The following is a 26,463-nucleotide window of genomic DNA, read 5'->3' as shown; positions in this document are numbered from 1 at the left end:
CGTTAAATACAGATTATCAATTAATTATAGGCTACCACAACTATTTCAGGCAGATTATCACTAGAAGAGGCTGAGGTTGATTCAATCTTAGCATTACTATTGGCAAGCTTGAATCTTATTGGCAACCTCATTCTAGTACTTACCACTCGATCTCTCTGCTTTCCTGGCTCCCAATTCTCTGCATTTTCTACAACTCTGATCGCTTCTTCATCAACTGCTCCTCCTAATCCTCTTAGGATTTCTACATTTGAAAGATTCCCATTCTCCTCTACTATGAATCCAACAATTACAGTTCCTTGAATCCCTGCGCTTCTTGCTGCAGCTGGATATTTAATTGTTTTTGAAAGGTATTTATGCCAAGCCAACATTCCACCTATAGGTTGTGGTGGAACTTCAACTACGTCAAAAACTTGATTTACATTATCGTTTAGTTTTCTTGCTGAGAGGTCAGCAGGACCTATGCTAGTCGCTTTTGACTCACCTGCCATCATGGGTCCTTCCATTTCTTCTTCAGGAGCTATTTCACAGGAAAACACAAAAAATAATGCTGCTAGGACAGGAATGGCGAGTAGAAACCTGCGCATTTCCTTCTTTTGAGATTGTGGTTTACTCATCATAATAATTCGCTTTTTGGTTTGAAACTGGTTAAAGTTATTCATGAAGTGCCAGCCTTGTCCTTTGGTGATCAGCTGGAGCAAAAGCCCCGAATATTCCTTTTTAGAGTAGGAAGAAGTCACCCCATGATCAGCCTGATATTCATGCACTTCCCGAAGGGATCTCTCAAATTGATAAATCAAGGGATTGAACCAAAAGATGATTTTGGCAAACTGGATGAATAGCAAATCCCAGCTGTGTTTTAAGCGAACATGCACAGATTCATGCAAAATGATTTGCCGCTGCTCAGCCCTATTCGGGTCAAATTCTGGTAATAAAATGTAATCAAAAAAGGAGGCTGGTATGAACTTAGGATGCACAGCGATCCAATAGTTTTGATAGTGAAGCAATTTTGATTTTCCAATCATCCGCTGAGACGTAAAATAGCCAAGGATCAGGTAAACTGACATGATGACGACTCCAGCCAAGTAGATCATAAAGACAATTTGTTGCCAGATTAGGCTTGAAGAATCCCGGTTAATTTCATTACCCACAACAAATTCAGGAAGTGTAATTTCAGCTGTAGCTAATGATGAAATGCCTACTTGAAATGAAAGAAGCGGAATAATAAATGAGAGCATCAGCATGCAAATCAGGAGCACCCGATTTAGGGTGAAGAATGTGAGTTCACTCAATACGACCCTATAGAATACAACCGTAATCCCCAGGCAAATACTGGCTTCAGTTAAGTATGTTAAGATGAAATTCATTATTCTGCAGGCTTGTCCATGTCATCAATCATCCGCTGCAAGTCTTCAATTTCTTTATCAGAAATCTTATTCTCCTTCACCATAAAGGACAGGAAATTCCCCACCGAACCTTCGAAATAATGCTTCACCAATTGATTCACACTTTTCTTGCTGTATTCAGCCTGTGAAACCAATGGAAAATATTGATGTGTGGTACCATAAGCTTTGTGATCCAAATACCCCTTCTTCTCTAGTAGTTTGATAGCAGAAGCCAGCGTGGTATAGGGCGGTTTTGGCTCTGGCAATTCATCAAGCACATCGCGGACCAGCGCTTTTTCAAGTTTCCAAAAAATGCGCATGATCCTTTCTTCGTTACTATTCAATTCATTCATGGTGTTGGGGTAAAGAGGTTTTTCGGGTATTGTGGACGAGTCTGCGATCTCTTAAATCCTTCAAGGACTTATCTTTGATTTTTATAACAACTGAGGTGATTATCCTCAATGATACCAGTAGCCTTAGGTTCTTTCCTTATCTGGTCGGAAGACCGAAGACCGAAGACCGAAGTGGCCTCAGTTTTTAATTTTAACATTTCCTTGATTGCTTTTGCCTATTTACTGGTAGAATAGCGGATATGTATAATAACTGATTTTCAGTCTGTCTGGTCAAATCAGCTTAATTTAAATCGAATAGGCAGTCTCATTCTGGTATTCACTGGATTGTCTTTTTGCTTTCCAGAAATCCAATTCGGTGCGTTTTCCACCACACGAACAGCTTCTTCGTCAGCACCACCTCCGATTCCTCTAAGGACTTCTACATCAGATATAGAACCATCGGTATTCACTACAAAGACTACGATGACAGTGCCTTCTATACCTGCAGATTTAGCCTGTGCTGGATAGGTCAAGTTTTGGCTTAGATAGGCATTCCAACCTGCCATTCCTCCCTGAGGTTCTGGCTGTGTTTCCACCACATCAAAGATTGGATCTCCATCCTTGGCCAGTGTTCTAGCATTGATGTTTGCCGGGCCTATTTTTACTTCTTTTACTTCACCAGCCATCATAGGCCCTTCCATTTCTTCCTCAGGTGTTATTTCGCAGGAAAACACGAAAAACAAAGCTGCTAATACTGGAAATGCAAGCAGAAATCTGCGCAGTTCCTTTTTCTGGGATTCTGGTTTACTCATCATAATAATTCGTTTTTTGGTTTGAAATTGGTTAAAGTTATTCATGAAGTGCCAGCCTTGTCCTCTGGTGATCAGCTGAAGCAAAAGACCTGAATATTCCTTTTTGGAATAGGAGGAAGTTACTCCACGGTCAGCCTGGTATTCGTGCACTTCTCTTAGGGACTTTTCAAATTGATAGATCAGTGGATTGAACCAAAAGATGATTTTGGCAAATTGAATTAATAGTAAATCCCAACTGTGTTTTAAGCGAACGTGCACGGATTCATGCAAGATGATTTGTCGCTGTTCAGCTCTATTTGGATTAAAATCCGGTAATAAAATATAGTCGAAAAAGGAGGCTGGAATGAACTCTGGATGCACAGCGATCCAATAATTCTGGTAGCGAAGTAATTTTGACTTTCCAATCATCCGCTGAGAAGTAAAATAGCCTAGAATCAAATAAACCGACATAAATACCACTCCAGCCAGATAAGTCAAAAAGACAATTTCCTGCCAGGTAAAGCTGGATGAATCTTGCTTTACTACATTACCTACCAGAAATTCAGGAAGGGTAATTTCAGCTGTGCTGAAAGAAGTGATGCCTATTTGGAAAGACAGCGAAGGAATGATGAATGAAAGCATCAGCATACCAATCAATAGTACCCGATTTAGGGTGAAGAAGGTAAGTCCACTCAATACCAAACGATAAAACAACACCGTGATACCTACGCAAATGCTTGCTTCGATTAGATAAGTTAGGATTAGATTCATTATTCGGTAGGTTTGTCCATGTCATCAATCATCCGCTGCAAGTCTTCGATTTCCTTATCAGAAATCTTATTTTCCTTCACCATAAAGGATAGGAAATTACCCACTGAACCTTCGAAATAATGCTTTACCAATTGGTTCACACTTTTCTTGCTGTAGTCAGCTTGTGAAACCAATGGGAAATATTGGTGCGTGGTGCCGTAAGCTTTGTGATCCAAATACCCCTTTTTCTCCAGGAGCTTAATGGCAGAAGCTAAAGTGGTGTAGGGAGGCTTTGGATCTGGAAGTTCATCAAGTACATCGCGTACCAGCGCTTTTTCAAGTTTCCAAAAAATGCGCATGATCCTTTCTTCGTTGCTATTCAATTCGTTCATATCTCTAAGATAAAAACGAATTTTTAATAATCCTACGATTTTTTCGTATTACTACGGAGATTTTAGAATAGCTGTGAAAAAATTTAGCGGTAAAACTAAATGTTATCGATTGTAACACCCTTTTAATCAATGGCTTGATGAACTTTAGAAAAAGCAAAAAATAACTCTGCTCCAATTTGGAGGGAGCGTTCTAAATATTTTTCTGTTTCAACAGGAGTATCATCAAAAGCCTTTGGATCCAAGTATCTTAATGGAAGACGAAGGTCAGCACCAGGTATGAAGGGACAATTCTCATCCGCATGATCACAAGTCATAATTGCAGCAAAGCCAGTTTGCGGATTGTTTTTATCGTCATAGGTCTTTGAAAAAGTTAGAATCGGTTTAGAGTTTGCACTTGAGTAAATAGAATAAGTAGGATTGACCGATCCTTCTTTGCTGATTTGAAAGCCACTCGATTCCAGGGCTATAACTGCACGCTCATTAAAGGCTGTGACTTCCACCCCACCAGAATAACACAAAGCTGGAATATCAAAATAATTCGCGGCCGTTTGCGCCCAAACCTGAGCCAATTGACTCCTTCTGCTATTGTGCGTACAGATAAAATTCAGGGCTACTTTTTCTCCATGCTGAAGCTTCTTGAGAATATATTCAGCCAGTTGACTAAGCATCTCCTCCCGCTCAGCGGAGAGAGCATGCCTAGAAAATGTATCAATTACAGATTGAATTTTTGGAAACATCTTAGTAGTGTTCAATTAGCAGCAACCAGAACCAGGTGTACAAGAAGCGGATTCATTTGCCAAAGTAGCTAATCTAACTTTAGGCTTAGCTGCAGGAATTCCGCATTTATCCTTGGCTAAGCAATCCGTCATTTTGGTAGTCAACACAAATGCTTCTCCATTGAAATCCAGGCCGTATTTGCCTATTGTATCACTTTGATACTCTACTTCCACTTCCAAATCTTGCAGCCCAAGTACCTTTTCAGAAAGCGAAATAATGTCCAATAATTTCTTGGCACCAAGTCTATGATCAAAGTCACCGTCTTCCCACAACTGGAAATTAACAGCCTTTTCCTCTCTAACCGTACCTCCACAATCGATGAATTTCTTATTGATTTGCCCCACTTCAGTAATATGGAAATGAGCTGGAACTTTTGCGCCGGAAGGAAGCAAAAATTGAAGTTCTGACAATGCAGGTAGCGCAGTTTTTATCTCTGATAGTTTCATAGTTTATTAGTTTAATTGTAATATTACGATAAATAAATTCAAATTTTTTTAACAACAATCCTTGCTCTCACATGCTTCAGCATGCTGATCAAAAAGACCATTGAATAGTCCTTTGACCGACTCCCACTTCGAAGAGTTAATGCAATAGCTCACTGACACTCCCTCTACCGTTCCTTTGATCAAACCAATTTCCTTCAGCTCCCTGAGGTGCTGGGAAATTGTAGCCTGAGCTAGTCCAAGTTCTTGGACCAAGGTTCCGTTGATGCAGGATTTAGCAGCTAGCAGATGCTGTAAAATTGCAATTCGGGCGGGGTGCCCCATTGCTTTTGCCAGTTGTGCCAGTTCATTTTGCTGCACAGTGAAGAGATCAGATTTAGTAATTCCCATAATTATATTGCAATATTACGATAAAGTAATTCTGAATAAAAAATTATTCTTCTTTTTCTTCAATTTTGATGGTTCTACTGAGCACGGAAGTAACATTGAAAAATCCCAAAACATCAGAATCACCTTTTACCACGCTGATATTGGAATCTGGATTTTGTGGTGGAGGTGAGAATAAGCCACCGTCATTAAAGAGTAAGTTTACCAATTGAGATATGTAATCAAAGGCACTTTCATTCATTCTATAAAGTTCAAGCCTGACTTTATCTCCTGCATTGAAGGAATAATTCAATTCAAGACCTTCTTCAAAAAACTTCAAACCGAAGGTATCATCGAAAAGCAAATAATCGTCCCGGTCGTTTTTTAGTGTATCGTTTTCGATGACCTTGATTCTATAATAATTATCCTCTTCAAAAGGGATCTTTCCATATACTTTGATGTAATACCCCTCCTCCCGAAACAATCGGTCTTCCTGGTATTCATAGGTCACACTATCGACAGTAGGAGGAGCCAAAAGTGTCCCTGAGGAAGTAAACTCATTATCATTCCAAAGCACAGTTAACCGATAGGTCTCCCCTATCTCAGCTTTCTCCCCGGCGTTGAGTGGCAAATAACTATTTGAATAAACATTAAAGCCAAAAGGGATTTTGCGAGAGCTGCCCTCTACTGAAATGAATACCTCGGCATCCGATATCAATTGAGTATCCAAGGTGTCAAAATAATTCTCGGCCAATGAGATCCGCACCTCATTGTAAAAGGTATTATCAGTCCAAACAGCTTCAATCACCGGCACATCCCCATCAATAGTCGCCAACGGTAAAAACACTTCCTCCTGACAGGAAAAAGCAGCAAATGCAAGTATCAAAATCCAAAATCTCTTCATGCTAAAACTGAAAATTGTAGGTAATTGATGGTAAAAATGTAAAGAGGTAAGTCATCACTATGCCTTGTCGGGTTGATACTATTGGTCCATCTTCACTGCTATTGTATCGGAAATCATCATTGTAAATCTCTCTGAATTCATAGGCAAAAGGATTCTTTCGCCCATACAGATTATAAACGGAGAAGTTCCAACTCCCCTTCCATTTCCTCCCCTTATCAGCATTTTTCCAAGTGACGGAAGCATCCATTCGATGGTAATCAGGAAAGCGGTCTTCATTTCTATAATCCGAATAAAGAGGAACAGATTGATTATCTTGTTCATAAACACCTATAGGAAATGACACAGCCTGCCCAGTGGTGTAAATAAATGTAAGACCTGCCGACCAGGAAGGAGAAAACTCATGATTCAGCACCAAGGTAATGTCATGCGGTCTATCAAATCGTGGATTGTATTTCTGCCCCTGTGAAATGCCAGCTATTTTTCTCCAAGTTCTAGAATAAGTATAGGCCAACCAACCGGTTGTTTTACCAATGTTTTTTCTTAGCAAAAACTCCGCGCCGTAAGACCAGCCATTGCCAGTGAGAAGCTCCGTTTCTACATTATCAGTAAACAATACCTGAGCTCCATTTCTCAGGTCAATCACATTCCTCAAATCTTTGTAATACCCTTCCACAGAAAACTCCCAGCGGTTTTCGTCGAAATTCCTAAATAATCCCAATGAAACTTGATCGGATCGAATCGGGGGAACATAGGTTCCTGCCAGAATCCAACGATCTATAGGCAATCCTGCAGAAGAATTTGAAGCTATCTGTACATATTGGAAATTGCGGTTGTAGGCAGCTTTGACGGAGAATTCATCATTGAATAGATACCTGAAGGCGATTCTAGGCTCAAAGCCTTGGTAAAATTTAATGTTCTCAAGTAACTCATAATTCAGCGAATCAGTAATTGGAATACCTGGCGCTACAACGTTGTTTTCATAGATATAATCAACACCTTTTCCTATCTGGTTGAAAAACCCCCATCTGAGTCCAGCTTCGGTACTTAATTTGGGAGTGATTTCGTAGGTGATTCCTGCGAAAGCGCTATTCAACAAACCATTTTTCGGATTAGTGACAATAGGCTGTATGTTACTATCAGCCGCTGGGTTTAATTCTATTGGGGCAAAATGATACAACTGGCTTTGGAAACCCCAATAGCTTTGGATTTTATCACTTTTAAGTAAGGTCCACTGCCCTTTTACACCAGTTTCTGAAAGTTTATTTTTCCACTCAAACCCTGTATTGGGATCATCAAATTCTACGCGATAGTTATATCGGGAATGGTATCCTTGCAAATCAAAGAATAGCTTTTCAGAGACATTTCTACTCCATTGAGCTGAGGAAATCCAGTTGGTCCAACCCAACCCAAACTGATCGTCAAGCCCTAAAAAATCACTTCCCTGATAACTGGAAACAGTCAACTTATCCTTCGCACTGAGTATGAAAGACAATTTACCACTCAAATCATGAAAATTGAGTTTGTTATTTCTGAGGTCTTCGTCATTAGAAAGTTTCAAAAACAAATCCGCGTAGGTTCGTCTTCCTGAGATGACAAATGTTGATTTATCTGAGAACAAAGGCCCATCCAAGGTCAAGCGTGATGAAATACTTCCAATTCCACCTTCTCCGTGGATTTGCTCATTATTTCCTTCGCGCAGTGTCACATCGATTAGAGATGATAGTCTTCCCCCAAAAGAAGCAGGCATATTTCCTTTGTAAAGCTCAACCTGATCAAGCGCATCTGGGTTGAAAACTGAAAAGAACCCGAAAAAGTGAGAAGCATTATAAATCGGCGCACCGTCCAACTGCACTAAATTCTGATCTGCCGAGCCTCCCCGAACAAACAAGCCAGTAGTCCCCTCTCCTGCGGTTTGAACGCCTGGAAGTAACTGCAAACTCCTGAGCAAATCCACTTCTCCGAAAAGCGCAGGTATATTTTTGATGGTAGCTATTGGGATAGTTGCTTTACCGGTCTCCATATTTCTGACTTGCTCATCAGGTCTTCTTTCTTGTATTATGATTTCGTCAAGAGACATTTCCTCTGGCTTTAGGAAAAAACGTTGCGTTTTCTCCAAGTCTTTGGAAGTAATGACCCGAGATGATGTTTCATAGCCTATGAAAGAAACGATCAGGCGAGCTGGTAAGGATTTTGTTTTTATACGAAAGACACCATTAATATCCGAGACTACTCCTGAAGAAACATCATTTTCCCAATAGACGCTAGCTCCAGGAAGAGGCGTTGTATTAGTCACATCAACTACATCTGCCGAGAAATAGCTCGTTTCCTGTGCACTGGCACTGCAAAACAGTAAAGTAAAAAAAGATAGGAAAATGAATTTGCTAAGCTTGCCAGTTGGCTTCATCCTTTGTTAATTAGAATTGTAATCTCAAAACTAGACGATTCAAAAAAATTAATGTTTGTTAATTATCAAGAACATTTGAATTTACCTTTACCACTTATCGTATTCTCGCTTTTAAAGTAATCTTTATTTTATAATTTCAGGCTATGATTTGGGCATATCCGGACGTAAAACTCACCCTCTTGCTAGCCGGCATATTCGGTTTGCTTTATTTTATTTACCTATTTCGCTACTGGAAGATCAATAGAAAACTAGTAGTAGAGAAGCGTAGGCTATTCACTAAGGTGGTCATTCGTACCGTCTATTTTGTTTTGTTTCTGATCGCTTTTGCTGGTCCTTCTATTGGAACTTCCTTGAAAGAAATCCAGGAAGAAGGCAAGGATATCTTCATCGCTGTAGATTTATCCCAGTCGATGAATGCAACAGATATCGGTCCTAGCAGACTTCAACGCATTAAGTTTGAATTAAAAAACCTGACCAAAAGCTTTCCTTCGGATAGAATTGGGTTGATTATCTTCAGTTCTGAAGCTTTCATGCAATGTCCGCTCACCTTTGATCAAAGCGTCCTGCAATTGTATATAGACGGCTTGAATACCGGCTTGGTGCCAAATTTTGGTACTGATCTGAATGGCCCGTTGAAAATGGCCGAAGAAAGATTTTTGAACGATGAAAGTCAGGAAGTGAAATCTAAAACGATCATATTGATTTCTGATGGAGAAAACTTTGGTGATGATCTCGACGAAATTGGTTCTCGATTGAATAGCGAAGGGATAAAAGTATTTTCCTTAGGCGTAGGGACAGAAGGGGGAAGCAGCATTCCTAGAGGAAATGGACTGGTGATAGATCCTCAAACTGGAAAACCTGCGCAAACTGTTCTCGACCGAACACCACTTCAGCAAATTGCTGCTGAAACTAATGGGCAATATTTTGAGATATCAGATGAAGTGCAGGAAATTGGCGATTTAACGGCCGCAATAGAACGTGTGGAAGGCGGAGTCACGGGCTCCAGGGTTGTGGAGGCTTCCGCAAATAAATATTTCTATTTTTTACTGGCCGGTTTAGTACTTTCTATGCTGGATATGATTTTACCGATCAAAACTATCAAACTATAAATGAGCTGGAGTAAGCTAACCTTAGCAGTTTTTCTTTTGATTCCCGCATCTTGGACTCGTGTTTCCAGGTTGAATTCCGCCATTGATTTGGCAGAAGAAAGCTACGCCAAAGCTGAGTACGAGCAATCTATTATTAATCATCAAGTTCTAATTGATGAATTTGGGTATGCTTCCCCTGAGTTGGATTACAATCTTGGACTTAGTAATCAATTTGCAGAAAAAGTGGACGAAGCTGGAGGATATTATGATAAAGCATCCATTTCTCCCAATAAGATGCTTTCATCCTTTGCCTATAATCAGGGCGGGGTATTACTAGGAGATAAAAAGGAGTATGAGCCAGCCCTCTCCAAATTCAAATCTGCATTAATTCAAGACCCGAATAACGAGGTCGCCAGATACAACTATGAGTTACTGGCAAGATGGTTGCAAAGAGACGAGGAACGTAAGAATGAAGATCAAAATAAGCCGGAACCATCGGAATTTGCGAAGCGTAAAAAAGCAGAGGCAGATCGGTTGGTGGAACAATTCCGCTTCAAAGATGCGTTGAACCTAATGAATGAAGCCAGACTACAGGATGAAACCATTGATGCATATCAAGATTTTATGACTAGTCTTCAAGAAATCACAGAGATCGATGAAAAATAAAATTGGAATACTCTTAGGATTAGCTTTCACACTAAGCATAGCTACATGTATCGCCCAAACATCCGGCGAATACTTTAACCGTGCCGCTCGATCCTATGTCAAAACTGAAAAAGATCAGGCATTGGCGACTGTAAACGATGGATTGTCTAAATATCCTGGGGATGCAAAACTACAAGCTCTTAAAGAGAAACTAGAAAAAGACAAGGAAGAGCAAGAAAAGCAGGATCAAGAGAACAAGGAGAATCAAGATCAGCAAAACCAAGAAGAAAAGCAGGATCAAAAGGATAACTCTCAGCAAGGAGAGGACGGTGAGCAGCAAGAGCAAAAGGAAGATGGTGAAAAAACCGATGAGGATAAAGCCAAAGAATCTCAATCTGGAGATCCTTCCGAGCAAAGTGAGGATAAGCCTGGTGAAAACGCCAATGATCAAAAAGATGCGAACCTAGCGGATAAACAAAAGGCTATGGAGGAGTTTAAGGAAAAGCTAAAAGCGATGAACTTGACTCCAGAGCAAGCTGCACAAATCTTGGAAAGCATGAATGCTGCAGAATTGCGCTACATACAGCAAAACAAGAAAAAAGCCACAGAGAGACCGAAGAGAGGTATTCCCGACTGGTAAAATGTCCGATGTTGGATGTTGGATGACCGATGAGCAATACACCGGACATCCCACATCGGTCACCAAACAATAATTAAACCCAAATAACTATGATTAAAGAAGTATATATTGTTTCGGCCGTTAGAACCCCTTTGGGTAGCTTTGGCGGGAAATTAGCTGGATTGACAGCAATAGAACTTGGTAGCACTGCTATCAAAGGTGCCTTAGAAAAAGCAGGAGTAAAATCAGAATCGGTTCAGGAAGTTTTTATGGGAAATGTAATTTCCGCTAATCTTGGTCAAGCCCCTGCCCGTCAGGCAGCTATAGGTGCCGGAATTGGTTACAATGTTCCCTGTACCACCGTGAATAAGGTGTGCGCGTCTGGAATGAAAGCAGTGATGTTTGGTGCTCAATCCATTATGCTAGGAATCAACGATGTAGTCGTAGCTGGCGGCATGGAGAGCATGTCCAATGTACCTTTCTATGTCCCGAAAGCTAGATTTGGCTACAAATATGGAAATGCAGAATTCGTCGATGGTTTGGTGAAAGATGGACTTTTCGAAGTATACTACAAATTCCCGATGGGTAACTGTGCTGATAACACTGCTAAAGAAATGAACATTTCCCGCGAAGCTCAAGATGCCTACGCTATTCAGTCTTATCAAAGATCTGCCGATTCTTGGGCCAAAGGATACTTTAAAGATGAAGTAGTGCCCGTGGAAATGAAAGGCCGAAAAGGTGAAACAATCGTCATCGATGAGGATGAGGAATATAAGAATGTCATGTTTGATAAAATACCTTCCCTTCGTCCAGTATTCGACAAAGAGGGGACAGTTACCGCTGCGAATGCTTCCACTATGAATGATGGGGCGTCTGCATTGGTTTTAGTAAGCAAGGAAAAAGCAGAGGAATTAGGATTAAAGCCACTAGCGAAAATCAGAGGTTTTGCAGATGCAGCTACAGATCCACTTTGGTTCACTACCGCTCCTGCCCTTGCCATCCCAAAAGCAATTCAGCATGCGGGGTTGAAGACTGAAGACATTGATTTCTATGAAATAAACGAAGCCTTCTCTGCAGTTGCTTTGGCTAATCAGAAAGAGTTGAACCTTGACAATGACAGAGTAAATGTCTTTGGAGGAGCAGTTTCCCTTGGCCATCCTCTTGGAGCATCAGGAGCTAGGATCATAAGCACCTTAAACTCGGTATTACATCAAAAAAATGGCAAAATCGGCGTTGCTGGTATATGCAATGGCGGTGGTGGAGCTTCTGCCATAGTCTTAGAGAAGATGTAATCTTATTACAATTTCACTTACCGCAGGAAAAATTCTCCTGCGGTTTCTTTTTACCTATGAACAAATTATTCCTGCTAGTCGCTTTCCTCCTGGTATCCAATTTTTCTTTTGGTCAGGACACTATTCGGACCTACTACGATGAGGAGGAAACAATACTCAAAGAATTATATTTTACTATAAATGGTGAGGCAAATGGAGAAATCAAGCGTTTTGACGAAGAAGGAAAACTCATTCAAATCGGCGAATTAAAAGACGGTCAGCGCAATGGAATTTTTGCTGACTTAGATCCTGAAACCGGAGACACTTTGAGGACTACTCCCTTTGTAGATAATATCAGATCAGGAGTTTCAAAGAGCTTTTACCCAAATGGAAAGCTAAAACAGATATCCACCTATTCAGACAATCAGATAGAAGGCGAGGTGATTACTTATTACGAATCTGGACAGATTAGCGACAAAACTACCTTTGCAGCGAATAAACCAAACGGGCTAAGCGAAACTTTTTATGAATCTGGCAAGACAGCCTCCAAAGTGAATTTTTCTGCGGGGAGATACGATGGCCTTTTCGAAGAATTTTATGAAAATGGACAGCTGATGGTTTCGGCTACCTATTCCGATGGAGACCTCGACGGAAGGGAAACTCAATACTATGAAGATGGACAAGTATTATCTGTCATAGATTATTCTGATGGGGTGTTGGATGGAGTTTATGAACTGAATTATCCAGACGGAGCTCCAGAAAGAAGAGGAAATTACAAAAAGGGGTATGAGGATGGTGAATTATTATCTTTTCACGAAAATGGGACGTTGAGGGAAAAATCAGTTTTCAAAAAAGGAATCCCTTTACAACCAACCGAAAAGTACTATCCTTCTGGAGAAATTGAGCAGAAAAAGACCTTTGATAAAAATGGTAATCTCATGATGGAGATCAACTACTTCGAAAATGGGCAAGTTTATTTTGGGATAAATTATCAAAATAATGAAGCACAAGGAGAAGTAAGGATTTATAGGGAAGATGGTTCTTTGGAAGAAATCAGACGTTTCCAAGCTGGAAAAATGCATGGAAAGCGAGAGTTTTTCGATGAACAGGGGAATCTGATTAAAACAGAAACCTACGAAAACGGAAACAAAACCGATAAATAATAGATCTTGAAAGAGAAGAAAGGAAAAGCTTTTTCTATTTTTGCCCAAACGATAAAAGGATGAGTAACGCAATCAAAGAAACCCATTTTCAATTCCCCGGACAGCAAGGATTTTACAAAGGTAAAGTTCGCGATGTCTATATGTTTGACAAAGAATTGGTTGTGGTGGCATCTGACAGGATCTCTGCATTTGATGTGGTACTTCCAAAACCGATTCCTTTTAAAGGGCAGGTTTTGAATCAGATTGCTGCGAAATTCCTGAATGCTACTTCTGACATTGTACCCAACTGGGTAACTTCTATACCAGACCCAAATGTTACGATTGGCACGCGTTGCGAGCCTTTTAAGGTAGAAATGGTCATCAGAGGCTATATGTCTGGCCATGCAGCCAGAGAGCACAAAGCAGGTAAGCGTGAGATTTGCGGCGTAGCCATGCCAGAGCACATGCGTGAGAATGATCCTTTCCCGGAGCCAATCATCACCCCTACTACCAAAGCGGACGAAGGTCACGACGAGGACATTTCCAGAGAAGAGATTTTGAAACAAGGAATAGTCAGTGAGACAGATTACGTGCAGTTAGAAAAATATACCAGAGCTTTGTTCCAAAGAGGTCAGGAAATGGCCAATGAGATGGGTTTAATTTTGGTAGATACGAAGTATGAGTTTGGGAAAGTTGGAGATAAAATCCTTCTGATAGACGAGATTCACACACCGGATTCCTCCCGGTATTTCTATGCAGATGCCTACGAAGAAAACCAGGCGAAGGGAATAGCCCAGAAACAACTTTCCAAGGAATTTGTGAGACAATGGTTGATTTCGAATGGTTTTCAAGGCAAGGACGGACAATCTGTGCCTGAAATGACTGACGAAATTGTAGAAAGCATCTCTGATCGCTATATTGAGCTCTTCGAAAAAATCACTGGAGAAATATTCCAAAAAGCAAATACAACAGAAATAGAGTCTAGAATCGAAAAGGCAATTCTTTCACATTTAGGCTAAAAGACCAATTATAACTTAGACATATGAAATCGAGCTGTGTCAAGGGACACATAGAGGGATAATATTAAACCCAGCGAGATTCCTCCCGATAGCTATCGGGATGACCTTAAAAAAACAAAAAACATACACATGAAATATTCAATTGATAAAAAAGAACAGTACGTTATCTTCACCCCACAGGAAGAGAAATTGGATTCATTACTTGCACCAGTTTTAAAATCTGAATTGTTGACGATTCATGCTGAAGGCTTCGAAAATCTAGTTTTAGATTTGAGCGAAGTGAAATATGTAGATTCTTCTGGGCTTAGCGCTCTTTTGGTAGGAGATCGTGAGTTTGGCAAAAACGGTGGGGTTTTCATCATTTCAGGCGTACAGGATCACGTAATGAAACTGCTGAAAATATCCATGCTGGATAAAAAGTTGAATTTGGTGAGCTCTCTTGAAGAAGCAAGCGAGGCAATTTTCATGCATGCTATCGAAAGCGGTGAAGAAGAGGAAGAAGAGGAGGAAGGTTGATACCGGACTTTGAAGTCACCATATTAGGAAACACCTCTTCCATCCCTGTGCATGGAAGACATCATACTGCCCAAGTCGTAAGATTTGGGCAGGATTTTTTACTGCTTGATTGCGGAGAAGCCATGCAGCTACAGGCCCGTGCTTTTAAAATAAAAGTCTCCAAAATCAACAATATATTTATCTCTCACCTGCATGGAGATCATTATTACGGATTGATTGGCTTGCTGTCCAGCTACAGTTTAGGAAAGCGTACTACTCCACTCACTATTTTTGGTCCCAAAGGTCTGGACGAAATTATTACCACCAATTTCAGATATAGCAACACCAAGCTCCCCTACCCCCTAAATTTTGTAGAAACGCATGACGATGGACTGAATTTGCTCCTGGAAGATAATAGATACGAGGTTTACAGTTTTCCGCTTAAGCACAGGCTGCCTACCACGGGTTTTTTGATTAGAGAAAAACATGGCTTGAGGAGCATGATTAAGGAAAAGCTTCTGCAGACTGAAGTGCCACTTGTGGCCATTCAGTCACTGCGAGCTGGTCAAAATTTCAAAGCTGAAAACGGTACCCTTTATAAAGTAAAAGACTTTACACACCCACTCCCGCCTTTAAGAACTTATGCTTATTGCTCAGATACCATTTTCAACCCAGAATTGAAACAATATTTGAAAAATGTAGATTTACTGTATCACGAATCTACTTTTATGGAAGACAATATCGAAAGGGCTGCTACGACTTTTCACAGCACAGCAAAGCAAGCAGCAGAAGTAGCGAAAATAAGTAAGGTTAAGAAGTTGCTTTTAGGACATTTCTCCTCCAGATATGTACATCTTGAACCTTTATTGGAGGAAGCCAAGAGTGTTTTTCCAAATAGTATTTTGAGTGAGGAAGGCCAGACCTATGCTATATGAACAAATCTCAAAACTCCCGAAAGACTAATCTTTTTATCATCCTAGGAAGTATTTTCCTGACCAATGCGATTTTAGCAGAAATCATAGGGGTTAAGATTTTTTCAGCAGAGAAAACTTTGGGTTTTGATCCAGTTAACTGGACTTTCTTTGGAGAATACTTATTGGACTTCAATCTCACTGCTGGGGCAGTAATCTGGCCAGTAGTATTTATTACTACTGACATTATCAATGAGTATTTTGGCAAAAAGGGCGTAAAGAAAATTTCATTTTTGACTGCCGGACTGATTGCTTATGCATTTATAGTTATTAGCGTTGTCACAGCATTAACACCCGCGGATTTTTGGCTGGATGTGAATGCAACCACTCCCGATGGAGAGAGTTTTGATATCAGCTACGCCTTCAATACCATTTTCAGGCAAGGCCTTGGAATCATCATTGGATCATTGACAGCATTCTTGCTTGGACAGTTGATTGATGTCTATGTATTTCAAAAGCTACGGGCTGTAACCGGAGAAAATAAGATCTGGTTGAGAGCGACAGGATCTACATTGGTGAGTCAGTTCATTGACTCTTTCGTAGTGTTAGGAATTGCTTTCTATGTATTTGGAAACTGGAGTTTGAGCCAAATTGTAGCAGTAGGCATCATGAATTACATCTACAAAATGACCGTGGCGATTGTACTCACCCCTTTGCTTTATTTAGCGCATGGAGTTATTGATCGCTATTTGGGTAAAGAGCTTGCTGAGGAAATGATCGAGGAAGCCAGTGAGAATAAGGCTTTTTTTTGATTGGGATTGGAAGATTGGAAGATTACAAAATTGAAAGATTAAAATAGTGTAAACTTCACCCTTTTCTTGCCAAAGGCAAGACCAGTAAAAGCCCAGAATGAAATTCTGGGTTAAATTAAATTGGGTATTTTATTCAGAGTGCCAACGGCACGATCAGTATTACAAAATCGACTTGCAACAAATTTTTATTCGCAAGAAAACCTCTCTATCTCTTCTAAACCAAATATTTACCTCCCAAAACACTCAATTTTTACAGATTATTCTAAATACTTTCAGAAACAGTTTGGTATTCAAAATAATTAATCTTACTTTTGTGCCGTCAATAAGACATAGAACAATTTTTCGTGCCGTGAATTCCTTACTGTCGCTTGTCGGGATATTTATTAGGACCGAATGGCAGGGAAATTAAGGAAACATCATGGATCAAACACTCAAGTTCTCAGACTTGGGAATTTCTGCGGAAATTCTTAAGTCAGTGGAAGAGATGGGCTATACCCAACCTTCCCCAATTCAATCACAGTCAATCCCTTTTATCCTACAAGGTAGAGATGTCATCGGACAGGCTCAAACTGGTACAGGTAAAACAGCAGCTTTTGCTATTCCTATTATCGACCTTGTCGATTCGGATTTCAACAAGCCTCAAGCAATCATTCTTTGCCCTACCCGTGAACTTGCTGTGCAGGTAGAAGGAGAAATCCAAAAACTTGCTAAATATCACAGACAGATTAATTCTGTTGCCATATATGGTGGTGAATCTATCGACCGTCAGATCAGAGTGCTTCGCAAAGGAGTTCAGATCGTCGTAGGTACTCCAGGTCGTGTACAAGATCACATCAACCGTGGCACATTGAAGCTTGATTCAGTTGGCATCCTAGTATTGGATGAGGCTGATGAGATGCTGGACATGGGTTTCAGAGATGATATCGAAGCTATCCTTCAAGAGATGCCAGAAGAGAGACAAACTGTTTTCTTCTCAGCTACAATGGCCAAGCCTATCATGGACTTGACTAGAAAATATCAGACAAATCCTGAGATTGTAAAAATCGATAAGAAGGAATTGACTGTTTCTAATATTGAGCAAACATATTACGAGGTTAAGAATCCATTAAAATTGGAATTGATGGCTCGTTTGATGAACGTTCATAACATCAACCTAAGCGTAGTATTCTGTAATACTAAGAGAATGGTAGATGAGGTTACTGAAGGTTTGATCGCCAGAGGAATCGCTGCTGATGCATTGCACGGTGACCTTTCTCAAGCTCAGCGTGACAAAGTAATGGGTAAGTTCCGTAAGGGGCATTGCAAAGTACTAGTTGCAACTGACGTAGCTGCAAGAGGAATTGACGTAGATAATGTTGAAGCTGTATTCAACTTCGACCTTCCTTTAGACGAAGAATATTATGTTCACCGTATCGGTCGTACCGGCCGTGCAGGTAGAGACGGTAAAGCAATCAACTTCGTAACAGGAAGAAGAGACAACTTCAAAATGAGAGATTTGGAAAGATATACCAAAGCTACTATCACGAAGATGTCCCCTCCTTCTGCAGCTGATTTGATTGAATTGAAAAAAGCTCAATTCGTAAAAAGCGTAACAGAACAAATTGAGAAATCAGAAGATAATCAACTTTTCGAAGCTACTATCGGACAAATGCTTGCTGAAGGTCTTACGATTGATCAGGTAGCTGTAGGTTTGATGAAATTAGTAATGGGCGACTCAGTGAAAGAAATGAGCGAGCAGAACTTCAGCATCGATACTTACGGAGGAGACAGAAGAAGAGAAGGTGGACGTGACGGCGGAAGAGGCGAACGTGGTGCAAGATTCGAAAGAGGTGGAAGATTCGAAAGAGGAGTAAGAAGTGAGCGAGGCGGAGAGAGAAGAAGAGAATTCGGAAGTCGTGAAGGTGGATCTAGAGACGGAGGTAAAAGACCTGAGAGAGCTCGTGAAGCGAACATGACTCGTTTATTCTTGAATCTAGGTAAAAAAGATAGAATCAGACCAAATGATATCGTAGGAGCAATTGCAGGCGAGACTGGTGTACCAGGACGTAGCATCGGTGGAATCGATATCTATGACAACTTCTCTTTTGTGGATGTTCCTTCTAAAGATGCGGATCAAGTGATCAACGGAATGAAGAATAATACCATCAAAGGCAAGTCTGTCAGCATGGAAGTATCAAAAGGATAATAGGTTATAAGGTTTATATGATACTAAGGCACATTTCTAAGGAAATGTGCTTTTTTTGTGTCTTAGAGATTTTCATATGCAGCTTTTTTTTCAAGAAAATATTTCTCCTCCTCTGATCAGTTTGGAGCCTGACGAGTCAAAGCATCTCTGTCGGGTGCTTCGCAAAAAGCAAGGAGATCAAGTTTTTGTCACGAATGGAGAAGGGACACTTTTCGAATGTGTGATCATAGAGGCAAACCCAAAAAAAACCAGCCTAAAAGTTATTAAAACCACCGAGGTAGAGAAAGAACCATTCCACATCCACCTTGCAATCGCTCCAACCAAAAGCCCAGATCGGATGGAATGGATGGTGGAGAAAATCACAGAATTAGGTTTCCATGAACTGACACTTTTAGAAACTATGAATTCTGAAAGGAGTTATCTCAAGACCGATCGACTGGAGAAAAAGATCATTTCTGCATGCAAACAAAGTTTGAAGTATCGAGTCCCAACGCTTCACCCGATTTCCAAACTAGATGAGGTTCTAGATCCTGGAGAATTTGAAGGCTATCAGAAATTCATTGCTTATGTGGATGAGCACCATGATCATCACTTATTTGACAGTGCAGAGCCAAATGGAAAATACCTGATTTTAATAGGCCCAGAAGGTGATTTTGACCCAATCGAAATTGAAAAAGCTTTTGAGGCAGGGTTTAAGCCAGTATCTTTGGGTAAAGCAAGATTGCGTACTGAGACTGCCGGACTTGCAGCAGTTCAGATGCTACAAACACTAAATCGATAAAATAATCGTTTTTTTCTTGTTGAGTAAAAGTTCTTGTTGAAGAACCTATCGCATTTTCATTAATTTAGAGCTAAAGATATTTTTACCGTGCCGTACAAAGAGCGAGAAATAGAAAAGAAATACCACTCCATCGGGGAAGTAGCACAAATGTTCAAGGTTGCACCTTCTTTGATAAGATACTGGGAAGGTGAGTTTGATATTATTCGTCCAAAGAAAGATAGAAAGGGCAATCGTCGCTATACCAAGGTTGATATCCAGAAGATCAAGTACATCTATCATTTGGTAAAAGAAAAAGGGTACACGCTTCAGGGCGCTCAGGAAGTGATCAAAGCCGGCAAAGAGCAAGGATTTGATAAGGTTCAGGCAGTGCAGAAGCTTCAGGAAATCAGAGATTTTTTAATAAATATTCGGGACGAATTCAATGCAAAATCAGGCTCATGAGGATCTAAGATATCTTCTCGCATTATCCCTAGCTCCAAAAATTGGTCCTAGCGTATTCAAAGCCATTATAGCCTATTCAGGTTCTGCAACTAATTTTTTCCAACTACCAAGAGGAAAGGTTGCCAAGACTCCCAAAGTCGGTGAAAAACTTCTTGCATTACGAAATCAAGAAAACGAGCTTCTCAGAAAAGCTGATGATTTGATCAAGGAGTGCCAAAAAAGAAATTTCGATATACTAAGTTCAATCCATCCACACTTTCCGCAGCGATTCAAGCAACAGGAAGATAGCCCTGTTGTGATATTTGCACAAGGGAAAACCAACCTGAACTTTGATCGAACTGTGGGCGTCGTCGGTACACGCAGCGCAACAAGCTATGGTAAATCTGCCACTCGCAAAATCATCGAAGACCTCGCTATTTATCAACCTGCGATAATCTCCGGTTTGGCCTACGGGATAGACATTGAAGCACATAGAGCCGCTTTAGCAGTAGGCTTACCAACAATTGCTGTAATGGGCTCCCCTATTGACCGGATTTACCCAGCTGTTCATAGAAAAACGGCAGAATCTATACTAGAAACAGGTGGGTTGATTAGTGAGTATGCCCCAGGAAGCACGATGGTTCCAGGTAACTTCCCTGCTAGAAATCGAATTATAGCCAGTCTTTCCGATGCCCTGATCGTAGTCGAAGCGGCTGAAAAAGGTGGAGCATTGATCACGGCTGAGATAGCCTATAGTTATGATAAAGATGTCTTTGCAGTCCCTGGAAACCTTCAATCCCAATACAGCGAGGGTTGCAACTTGCTGATCAAGAAAATGAAAGCCAATATATATACTGGGCCAAACGACATTGCTGAAGCACTTTTTTGGAGCAAACCGGGAGAAGTCAAAACTCAGAAGCCTAGTTTTGATTTAACAAATCGGGATGAAGATGAGCAAGAAATCCTTAAGCTCTTACAGGAAAAAGGCGATGTGGAAATTGATTCTTTGAGTATTTCCACCGAAATACCGTTGGGGCTACTATCCTCAAAACTTCTAGCATTAGAATTTGAAGGGATTGTGAAATCGTTGCCGGGGAAAAAGTATAGGTTGTTGGTTTAGCTATTTTATGGATTAAAAACAAACCCCGCCAGCTTCATAGCCTCTCCAAACTCCACTTTATTGAGCTTAAGATCGAAACCATCAGCTTCCAAAGCCTCAATCATAACCTCAGTAGCCATATTGCCCACCAACTCATCCTTTGCCATAGGGCAACCGCCAAATCCCTTTAGCGCTCCGTCAAATCTCCTACAGCCAGCTTTAGCTCCCGCTAGTACTTTTGCTGCAATATCTTCTGCCTTACTGTGCAGATGCGCTCCAAACTCAATATGAGGAAAGGCTGAAATCTGAAGACTGAGTAAGCTGGTAATTAATTCTGGATCAGCCACTCCTATCGTATCGGAAAGGGAAATTATTTTCACACCTAACTGATCTAATTTCTCAACAAATTCAGCAATTACTTCAGGTGAATAAGGATCTCCATAGGGATTCCCAAAACCCATACTCAGGTATGTTACCAAAGTTTTGCCTTTTACTTCGCAAAGATTTTGAATCTCTTCCACCGTATTTAAAGCCTGTTGAATACTTGCATTAGTATTTCTTTTCTGAAAAGTCTCCGATACAGAAAGTGGAAAACCTAAGTAATCAATTTCAGGGAAATGCATTGCATCTTCTGCCCCTCTTACATTGGCTACAATAGCCAGCAGCTTACTCTTTGCATTGTGCAAATCCAATAAACTCAGCACCTCTGCCGTATCACGCATCTGTGGGATTGCTTTCGGGCTCACAAAACTCCCGAAATCAACCGTATCGAACCCAACTTCCAGAAGTTGATTGATATAGGCTGCTTTGATGGCTGTATCTATAAAATCTGGAATTCCCTGCATCGCGTCTCTTGGACATTCTATAAGCTTGATCATACCCAAAGATATCCAACTTGATCTCCATACCAATAAATTCATAACGGATGCGTATCATTCTTCACAACTCAAGAGGAAAATAGAAGCAAATTATGTGGAGGGTTGGGAAATTTTTTTCATGAATTGTGGAGTATAAGTAGGATAAATTATCTGAAACTATTGGCTTAAACAGCCTAAAAACAGCCTAAAAATAGAACAGAAGCCATTTTATTGACTTTTTGAATTTATGCTTTTTAAGTTGGTAGAAGGATTGCACACTGAAGCAATGTATATAACCACTAACAACCTTTTTACAACAAAACCAACCTTAAAATGAAAACGAAAGCAACACTTATTATTGGAGCATCAGCGTTGGCGATGTTTTCCTGTGACACGAAGAACTACACTGAACAAGATCGTGTAGAAGTAACTACCAATCTTGAAAATTATGTGGATAGCGTAGAGACTGCAGTTAAAATAATTCCAGTTCACAACTGGTCAGTTATCGATGAACGATACGATAGCTTGGACAATAGAGCAGAAAAAGTTTATGAGGACTTGAAAGTCGAAGATGACAACTTGGAAATGATCGAGGAGCGCTATGAAACTATAGTGAAAAATGCCAAAGCTGAATCTGAGAACTTTGAAAGAACTGCCGAGATGCACATGGACAATGTGGAAACTTGGTGGGACAAAACTACTGCTGATATAGAAAAAGGCACCAAAAATACAGCTGAGGACATTGAAGATGCCACTCAGGAAAGCTTAGATTGGCTGGAGAAAAACTTTGACAAGCTAAGCGATGAAACCAAAAAAGAGTTTGAAGAAATCTCTTTGAAACTTCAAAAAGATTAAGAGTTTCAATTTACCAAAAAGCCTTCTGAAAATTAATTCAGAAGGCTTTTTGCTTATATTTTAAGTTTTAATTCTAGAATATTTCCTTCGCAATTTTATACGTAGTATCCGCTTTACTCATGGTGTAGAAATGTAGCGATGGCACCTGCTTTTTCACCAATTCCTTACACTGCTGAATTGACCATTCAATACCTACTGCTTTGACTTCTGTATTTGTTTTACACTTTTCCAACTCATCCATAAGCGGATCAGGCAAATCCAAAAAGAAAGTCCTTGGCAACATGGTAATCTGACCAATAGTCGTGATAGGCTTAATTCCTGGAATGATGGGAACTGTAATCCCGGCAGCTCGAACTTGGTCTACGAACTCAAAGTACTTCGCATTATCAAAAAACATCTGAGTTACGATATACTCTGCACCTTTCTCCACTTTTTCTTTCAGTCGCTTCAAGTCAAACTTAAGACTCGGCGCCTCAAAGTGTTTCTCAGGATAGCCAGCTACTCCCACACAGAAATCAGTCTGAAAACCAATCTCCGTCTCCTCATGCAAATATCTTCCTTCATTCATACGGACGATCTGCTCCACTAATTCACAGGCATAAGAATGACCTTCAGGTTCAGGAATAAACTTTCCCGAAGATTTTGGCGCATCACCCCGAAGCGCTAGGACGTTTTCTACACCGATGAAATTGAGATCAATCAAAGCATTCTCTGTTTCCTCTCTGGTAAACCCTCCACAAAGCAAATGAGGCACAGCATCGACTTTGAATCTATTCATAATCGCAGCACAAATGCCCACTGTACCCGGACGCTTTTTTGTACTCACTCGTTCCAGTAAGCCATTCGGATGCTTTTTGTAAATAAACTCCTCTCTGTGGTAAGTCACATCTACGAAAGGCGGCTTAAAATCCATCAAAGGAGCAATTCCTTCTAGTAATTCTCTCAAACTTTGCCCTTTTAGCGGAGGTAATATTTCGAAGGAAAAAAGCGTGTCTTTCGCGTTTCCTAAGTGTTCGGTTATCTTCATGAAGTAGGTTCTACTAGGGTTAAATTAGGTTGGTAAGCAAGGTTAGGAGATAATAAACGCTCAGCTTCCTTGAGTGTAATACCTTTTCGCTCAGCATAGCTGGCAACTTGGTCTTCTCCAATTTTTCCAAGGCCAAAGTATTTACTTTCTGGGTGTCCAAAGAAATATCCTGAAACTGATGATGTAGGATACATAGCAAAACTGGAAGTCAGTTCGATTCCAATTTCCTGTTCCATATCCAACAGCTGTGAAACCGTGGTCTTCTCCGAATGCTCAGGACAAGCCGGATAGCCTGGCGCAGGTCTGATTCCGAGGTATTCTTCACGTACCAAGGAGTCATTTTCCAGATTCTCATCTGGGGCATAACCCCAATATTCCTTTCGGACAAGCTCATGGATGTATTCAGCAGCAGCCTCAGCTAATCTGTCTGCTATGGATTTGAACATGATATCATTGTAGTCATCACCTGCTTTCTGGAATTCGGCAAGTTTCTTTTCCATTCCGATTCCTGAGGTGACCGCAAAACATCCCAAATAATCTTTCTCGGAAGGATGCAAATAATCAGCTAAGGAGCGATTGGGTACTCCCTTTCCTTTTTTGCCTTGCTGGCGCAAAAAGTGAAAGGATGCCGTCTGATTTCCAGTTTCATCAAATACCACTGCATCGTCTTCCGATCTTTGTACAGGATAAAGTCCAAAAACAGCATTCGCTGAAAGCCATTTTTCTGCAATGGCTTTGTCAAGCATTGCATTAGCTTCGTCAAAGACTTTCTTGGCTTCATCTCCGACTACAGGATCAGAGAATATCTTTGGAAACTTCCCACTAAGCATCCAGGTACTGAAAAATGGAGTCCAGTCTATGTACTTTCTTAGCACATTTAAGTCCAGATCTTTCAATACTGTGCGTCCCAATTTCTTCGGTACAACAGGAGAATATGAATTCCAGTCAATTTCCACTGGATTAGCTTTGGCTTCTTCATAAGAAACCAGCTGCTTCACAGATTGCTTAGCTTCATGCTCTACTCGAAGTTGAGCATATATTTCCTTGTATTTGATTCTATAAGCTTCCTTCGTTTCCTCAGAAATGGCCTCTCCAGCTATGGGAACAGACTTACTAGCATCCATCACATGGATTACAGTTCCACTATATACCGGATCGATTTTCACTGCAGTGTGAATTCTTGAAGTAGTAGCACCGCCTATGAGCAATGGGATTTTGATTCCCTGCCGCTCCATCTCAGAAGCCACATTGACCATCTCATCCAATGAAGGTGTGATCAATCCGCTGAGTCCAATGATATCAACCTTATTTTTTACGGCTTCATCGATGATTTTCTGGGCATCCACCATCACTCCCAAATCGATAATTTGGTAGCTATTACATGCTAAAACTACTCCCACTATATTCTTTCCAATATCATGAACATCACCTTTCACAGTAGCCAAAAGAATTTTTTTCAAGGAAGACTCCTCAGCTCCTTCTTCAGGTAAAGGCATAAATGGCTCTAAATAGGCCACCGCTTTCTTCATTACTCGGGCAGATTTCACCACTTGAGGAAGAAACATTTTTCCCTCGCCAAATAGATCACCTACCACATTCATCCCATCCATCAAGGGCCCTTCGATAACTTTCAGCGGATTTTTCAGCTCAAGTCTGGCTTCCTCAGTATCCTCTACGATAAAATCCAAAATCCCCTTTACCAAGGCATGCTCCATTCGTTTGGACACAGGATCAGAACGCCAAGCTTCATTAACCACTTCCCTTTTATCGGCAGACTTTACAGTTTCCGCAAAATCAAGCATACGCTCAGTAGCGTCCTCTCTTCTATCAAAAAGCACATCTTCCACTCTTTCAAGCAGGTCCTTTGGAATATCGTCGTAAATCTCCAACATGGTTGGGTTCACGATGCCCATGTCCATACCGCTTTTGATTGCATGGTATAGAAATGCAGCATGCATTGCCTCTCTGACTGGGTTATTTCCTCTGAAAGAAAAACTCACATTACTGACTCCACCGCTGACTTTGGCACCAGGAAGATTTGCTTTTATCCATTTGGTTGCATTGAAAAAGTCTAAAGCATTTTTCCGATGCTCGTCCATCCCAGTAGCAACCGGAAAAATATTCGGATCAAAAATGATATCCTGAGGGTTAAACTTTACCTGATCAACAAGTATCCTGTAGCTTCTCTCGCAAATCTCAATTCTTCTTTCGTAGGTATCCGCTTGTCCATCTTCATCAAAAGCCATCACCACCACAGCAGCGCCAAATTTCTTAACGGTCTTGGCTTGCTGTATAAATTCTTCCTCACCATTCTTGAGAGAAATAGAATTCACAATTCCTTTGCCCTGCACACACTTCAATCCCGCGACGATAATCTTCCATTTCGAACTATCGATCATGATCGGAATTCTGGAAATCTCAGGCTCTGAAGCGATCAGATTAAGAAATTTGACCATCGCAAATTCCCCGTCAAGCATTCCTTCATCCATACAGACGTCTAGCACCTGTGCTCCACCTCTAACTTGATCCAAGGCTACTTCCAGCGCCTCATCGTAATTTCCATTTAGAATCAATCGGGCAAATTTCTTCGAACCAGTGATATTCGTTCGCTCGCCTACATTGACAAAGTTAATTTCGGGTGTGAAAACCAGGGGCTCTAAGCCCGAAAGTTTCATGTAGTTTGTTCTTGCCATCTT

At 40.7% G+C, this 26,463-nt stretch carries 26 protein-coding genes; 14 read left to right on the top strand and 12 right to left on the bottom strand.

What is annotated here, in order from left to right:
• Window positions 1-20: 20 nt before the first annotated feature.
• From LV83_RS21685 to LV83_RS18825, 9 genes are all read right to left on the bottom strand, one after another.
• Entirely contained in the window at window positions 21-1,364 is a 1,344-nt protein-coding gene (locus tag LV83_RS21685) for a M56 family metallopeptidase (RefSeq protein WP_111613122.1), read from the bottom strand.
• Window positions 1,364-1,735 (bottom strand): BlaI/MecI/CopY family transcriptional regulator, encoded by a 372-nt coding sequence (locus tag LV83_RS18860; protein ID WP_111613121.1) that lies wholly within the window; start codon window positions 1,733-1,735, stop codon window positions 1,364-1,366. Before LV83_RS18860 ends, LV83_RS21685 begins: the two co-directional genes overlap by 1 nt.
• Before the next feature lie 275 nt (window positions 1,736-2,010).
• Window positions 2,011-3,276 carry a M56 family metallopeptidase gene (locus LV83_RS21680; protein ID WP_111613120.1) on the bottom strand — a complete coding sequence of 422 codons (1,266 nt, stop codon included), beginning with the start codon at window positions 3,274-3,276 and terminating at the stop codon, window positions 2,011-2,013.
• A complete protein-coding gene (locus tag LV83_RS18850) occupies window positions 3,276-3,647 on the bottom strand; it encodes a BlaI/MecI/CopY family transcriptional regulator (protein WP_111613119.1) in 372 nt (123 codons plus the stop codon). Before LV83_RS18850 ends, LV83_RS21680 begins: the two co-directional genes overlap by 1 nt.
• Before the next feature lie 122 nt (window positions 3,648-3,769).
• The gene (locus tag LV83_RS18845; protein ID WP_111613118.1) at window positions 3,770-4,384 is read right to left on the bottom strand and encodes a low molecular weight phosphatase family protein; all 615 of its coding nucleotides are present in this window, start codon (window positions 4,382-4,384) and stop codon (window positions 3,770-3,772) included.
• Window positions 4,385-4,399: 15 nt separating this feature from the next.
• Entirely contained in the window at window positions 4,400-4,870 is a 471-nt protein-coding gene (locus tag LV83_RS18840) for a DUF6428 family protein (protein WP_111613117.1), read from the bottom strand.
• A 48-nt stretch (window positions 4,871-4,918) separates the two neighbouring features.
• Window positions 4,919-5,257 (bottom strand): ArsR/SmtB family transcription factor, encoded by a 339-nt coding sequence (locus LV83_RS18835; protein ID WP_111613116.1) that lies wholly within the window; start codon window positions 5,255-5,257, stop codon window positions 4,919-4,921.
• Window positions 5,258-5,300: 43 nt separating this feature from the next.
• Window positions 5,301-6,137: a DUF4249 domain-containing protein gene (locus tag LV83_RS18830; RefSeq protein WP_111613115.1), complete on the bottom strand. Its 837-nt coding sequence runs from the start codon at window positions 6,135-6,137 to the stop codon at window positions 5,301-5,303.
• 1 nt (window position 6,138) lies between these two features.
• Window positions 6,139-8,541 (bottom strand): TonB-dependent receptor, encoded by a 2,403-nt coding sequence (locus tag LV83_RS18825; protein ID WP_111613114.1) that lies wholly within the window; start codon window positions 8,539-8,541, stop codon window positions 6,139-6,141.
• A gap of 143 nt (window positions 8,542-8,684) precedes the next feature.
• Between LV83_RS18825 and LV83_RS18820 the strand changes: the two genes are divergently transcribed.
• The 13 genes from LV83_RS18820 to dprA all read left to right on the top strand — a co-directional run bounded on the left by LV83_RS18820 (window position 8,685) and on the right by dprA (window position 21,049).
• The gene (locus tag LV83_RS18820) at window positions 8,685-9,650 is read left to right on the top strand and encodes a VWA domain-containing protein (RefSeq protein ID WP_111613113.1); all 966 of its coding nucleotides are present in this window, start codon (window positions 8,685-8,687) and stop codon (window positions 9,648-9,650) included.
• On the top strand, window positions 9,651-10,295 hold the full coding sequence (locus LV83_RS18815; protein ID WP_111613112.1) for a hypothetical protein: 645 nt from the start codon (window positions 9,651-9,653) through the stop codon (window positions 10,293-10,295).
• Window positions 10,285-10,914, top strand: coding sequence for a hypothetical protein (locus LV83_RS18810; protein ID WP_111613111.1), 630 nt, complete (start codon window positions 10,285-10,287; stop codon window positions 10,912-10,914). Before LV83_RS18815 ends, LV83_RS18810 begins: the two co-directional genes overlap by 11 nt.
• 92 nt (window positions 10,915-11,006) lie before the next feature.
• Window positions 11,007-12,185 carry an acetyl-CoA C-acyltransferase gene (locus LV83_RS18805; protein WP_111613141.1) on the top strand — a complete coding sequence of 393 codons (1,179 nt, stop codon included), beginning with the start codon at window positions 11,007-11,009 and terminating at the stop codon, window positions 12,183-12,185.
• 56 nt (window positions 12,186-12,241) lie between these two features.
• Complete coding sequence (locus tag LV83_RS18800; RefSeq protein ID WP_158530626.1) at window positions 12,242-13,327, top strand: toxin-antitoxin system YwqK family antitoxin; 1,086 nt, start codon at window positions 12,242-12,244, stop codon at window positions 13,325-13,327.
• Between the two features lie 59 nt (window positions 13,328-13,386).
• Window positions 13,387-14,325, top strand: coding sequence for a phosphoribosylaminoimidazolesuccinocarboxamide synthase (locus tag LV83_RS18795; protein ID WP_111613109.1), 939 nt, complete (start codon window positions 13,387-13,389; stop codon window positions 14,323-14,325).
• Window positions 14,326-14,454: 129 nt separating this feature from the next.
• Window positions 14,455-14,841 carry an STAS domain-containing protein gene (locus LV83_RS18790; RefSeq protein WP_111613108.1) on the top strand — a complete coding sequence of 129 codons (387 nt, stop codon included), beginning with the start codon at window positions 14,455-14,457 and terminating at the stop codon, window positions 14,839-14,841.
• On the top strand, window positions 14,838-15,755 hold the full coding sequence (locus LV83_RS18785; RefSeq protein ID WP_111613107.1) for a ribonuclease Z: 918 nt from the start codon (window positions 14,838-14,840) through the stop codon (window positions 15,753-15,755). Before LV83_RS18790 ends, LV83_RS18785 begins: the two co-directional genes overlap by 4 nt.
• Window positions 15,752-16,543 (top strand): queuosine precursor transporter, encoded by a 792-nt coding sequence (locus tag LV83_RS18780; protein ID WP_111613106.1) that lies wholly within the window; start codon window positions 15,752-15,754, stop codon window positions 16,541-16,543. Before LV83_RS18785 ends, LV83_RS18780 begins: the two co-directional genes overlap by 4 nt.
• Window positions 16,544-16,961: 418 nt before the next feature.
• Window positions 16,962-18,728, top strand: coding sequence for a DEAD/DEAH box helicase (locus LV83_RS18770; RefSeq protein WP_111613104.1), 1,767 nt, complete (start codon window positions 16,962-16,964; stop codon window positions 18,726-18,728).
• Window positions 18,729-18,804: 76 nt separating this feature from the next.
• Window positions 18,805-19,509 carry an RsmE family RNA methyltransferase gene (locus LV83_RS18765; protein WP_111613103.1) on the top strand — a complete coding sequence of 235 codons (705 nt, stop codon included), beginning with the start codon at window positions 18,805-18,807 and terminating at the stop codon, window positions 19,507-19,509.
• An 87-nt stretch (window positions 19,510-19,596) separates the two neighbouring features.
• Complete coding sequence (locus LV83_RS18760; protein ID WP_111613102.1) at window positions 19,597-19,950, top strand: MerR family transcriptional regulator; 354 nt, start codon at window positions 19,597-19,599, stop codon at window positions 19,948-19,950.
• Window positions 19,931-21,049, top strand: coding sequence for a DNA-processing protein DprA (gene dprA / locus LV83_RS18755; RefSeq protein ID WP_111613101.1), 1,119 nt, complete (start codon window positions 19,931-19,933; stop codon window positions 21,047-21,049). The genes LV83_RS18760 and dprA overlap by 20 nt, the downstream gene beginning before the upstream one ends.
• Before the next feature lie 5 nt (window positions 21,050-21,054).
• On the opposite strand, the gene LV83_RS18750 is transcribed toward dprA, so the two are convergent.
• A complete protein-coding gene (locus tag LV83_RS18750; protein WP_111613140.1) occupies window positions 21,055-21,906 on the bottom strand; it encodes a hydroxymethylglutaryl-CoA lyase in 852 nt (283 codons plus the stop codon).
• A 312-nt stretch (window positions 21,907-22,218) separates the two neighbouring features.
• Between LV83_RS18750 and LV83_RS18745 the strand changes: the two genes are divergently transcribed.
• Window positions 22,219-22,740 (top strand): hypothetical protein, encoded by a 522-nt coding sequence (locus tag LV83_RS18745; protein ID WP_111613100.1) that lies wholly within the window; start codon window positions 22,219-22,221, stop codon window positions 22,738-22,740.
• Window positions 22,741-22,813: 73 nt separating this feature from the next.
• Here LV83_RS18745 and metF read toward each other — a convergent pair whose 3' ends face one another.
• Window positions 22,814-23,767, bottom strand: a complete 954-nt coding sequence (gene metF / locus LV83_RS18740; RefSeq protein ID WP_111613099.1) for a methylenetetrahydrofolate reductase [NAD(P)H] — start codon at window positions 23,765-23,767, stop codon at window positions 22,814-22,816.
• Window positions 23,764-26,460, bottom strand: a complete 2,697-nt coding sequence (metH, locus tag LV83_RS18735; protein WP_111613098.1) for a methionine synthase — start codon at window positions 26,458-26,460, stop codon at window positions 23,764-23,766. The genes metF and metH overlap by 4 nt, the downstream gene beginning before the upstream one ends.
• Window positions 26,461-26,463 lie beyond the last annotated feature (3 nt).

The organism is Algoriphagus yeomjeoni (assembly GCF_003259505.1).
Taxonomy (GTDB): Bacteria; Bacteroidota; Bacteroidia; order Cytophagales; family Cyclobacteriaceae; genus Algoriphagus; species Algoriphagus yeomjeoni.
Note: the sequence above shows the minus strand (reverse complement) of the source record. Positions and strands in the feature narration are given on the sequence as shown.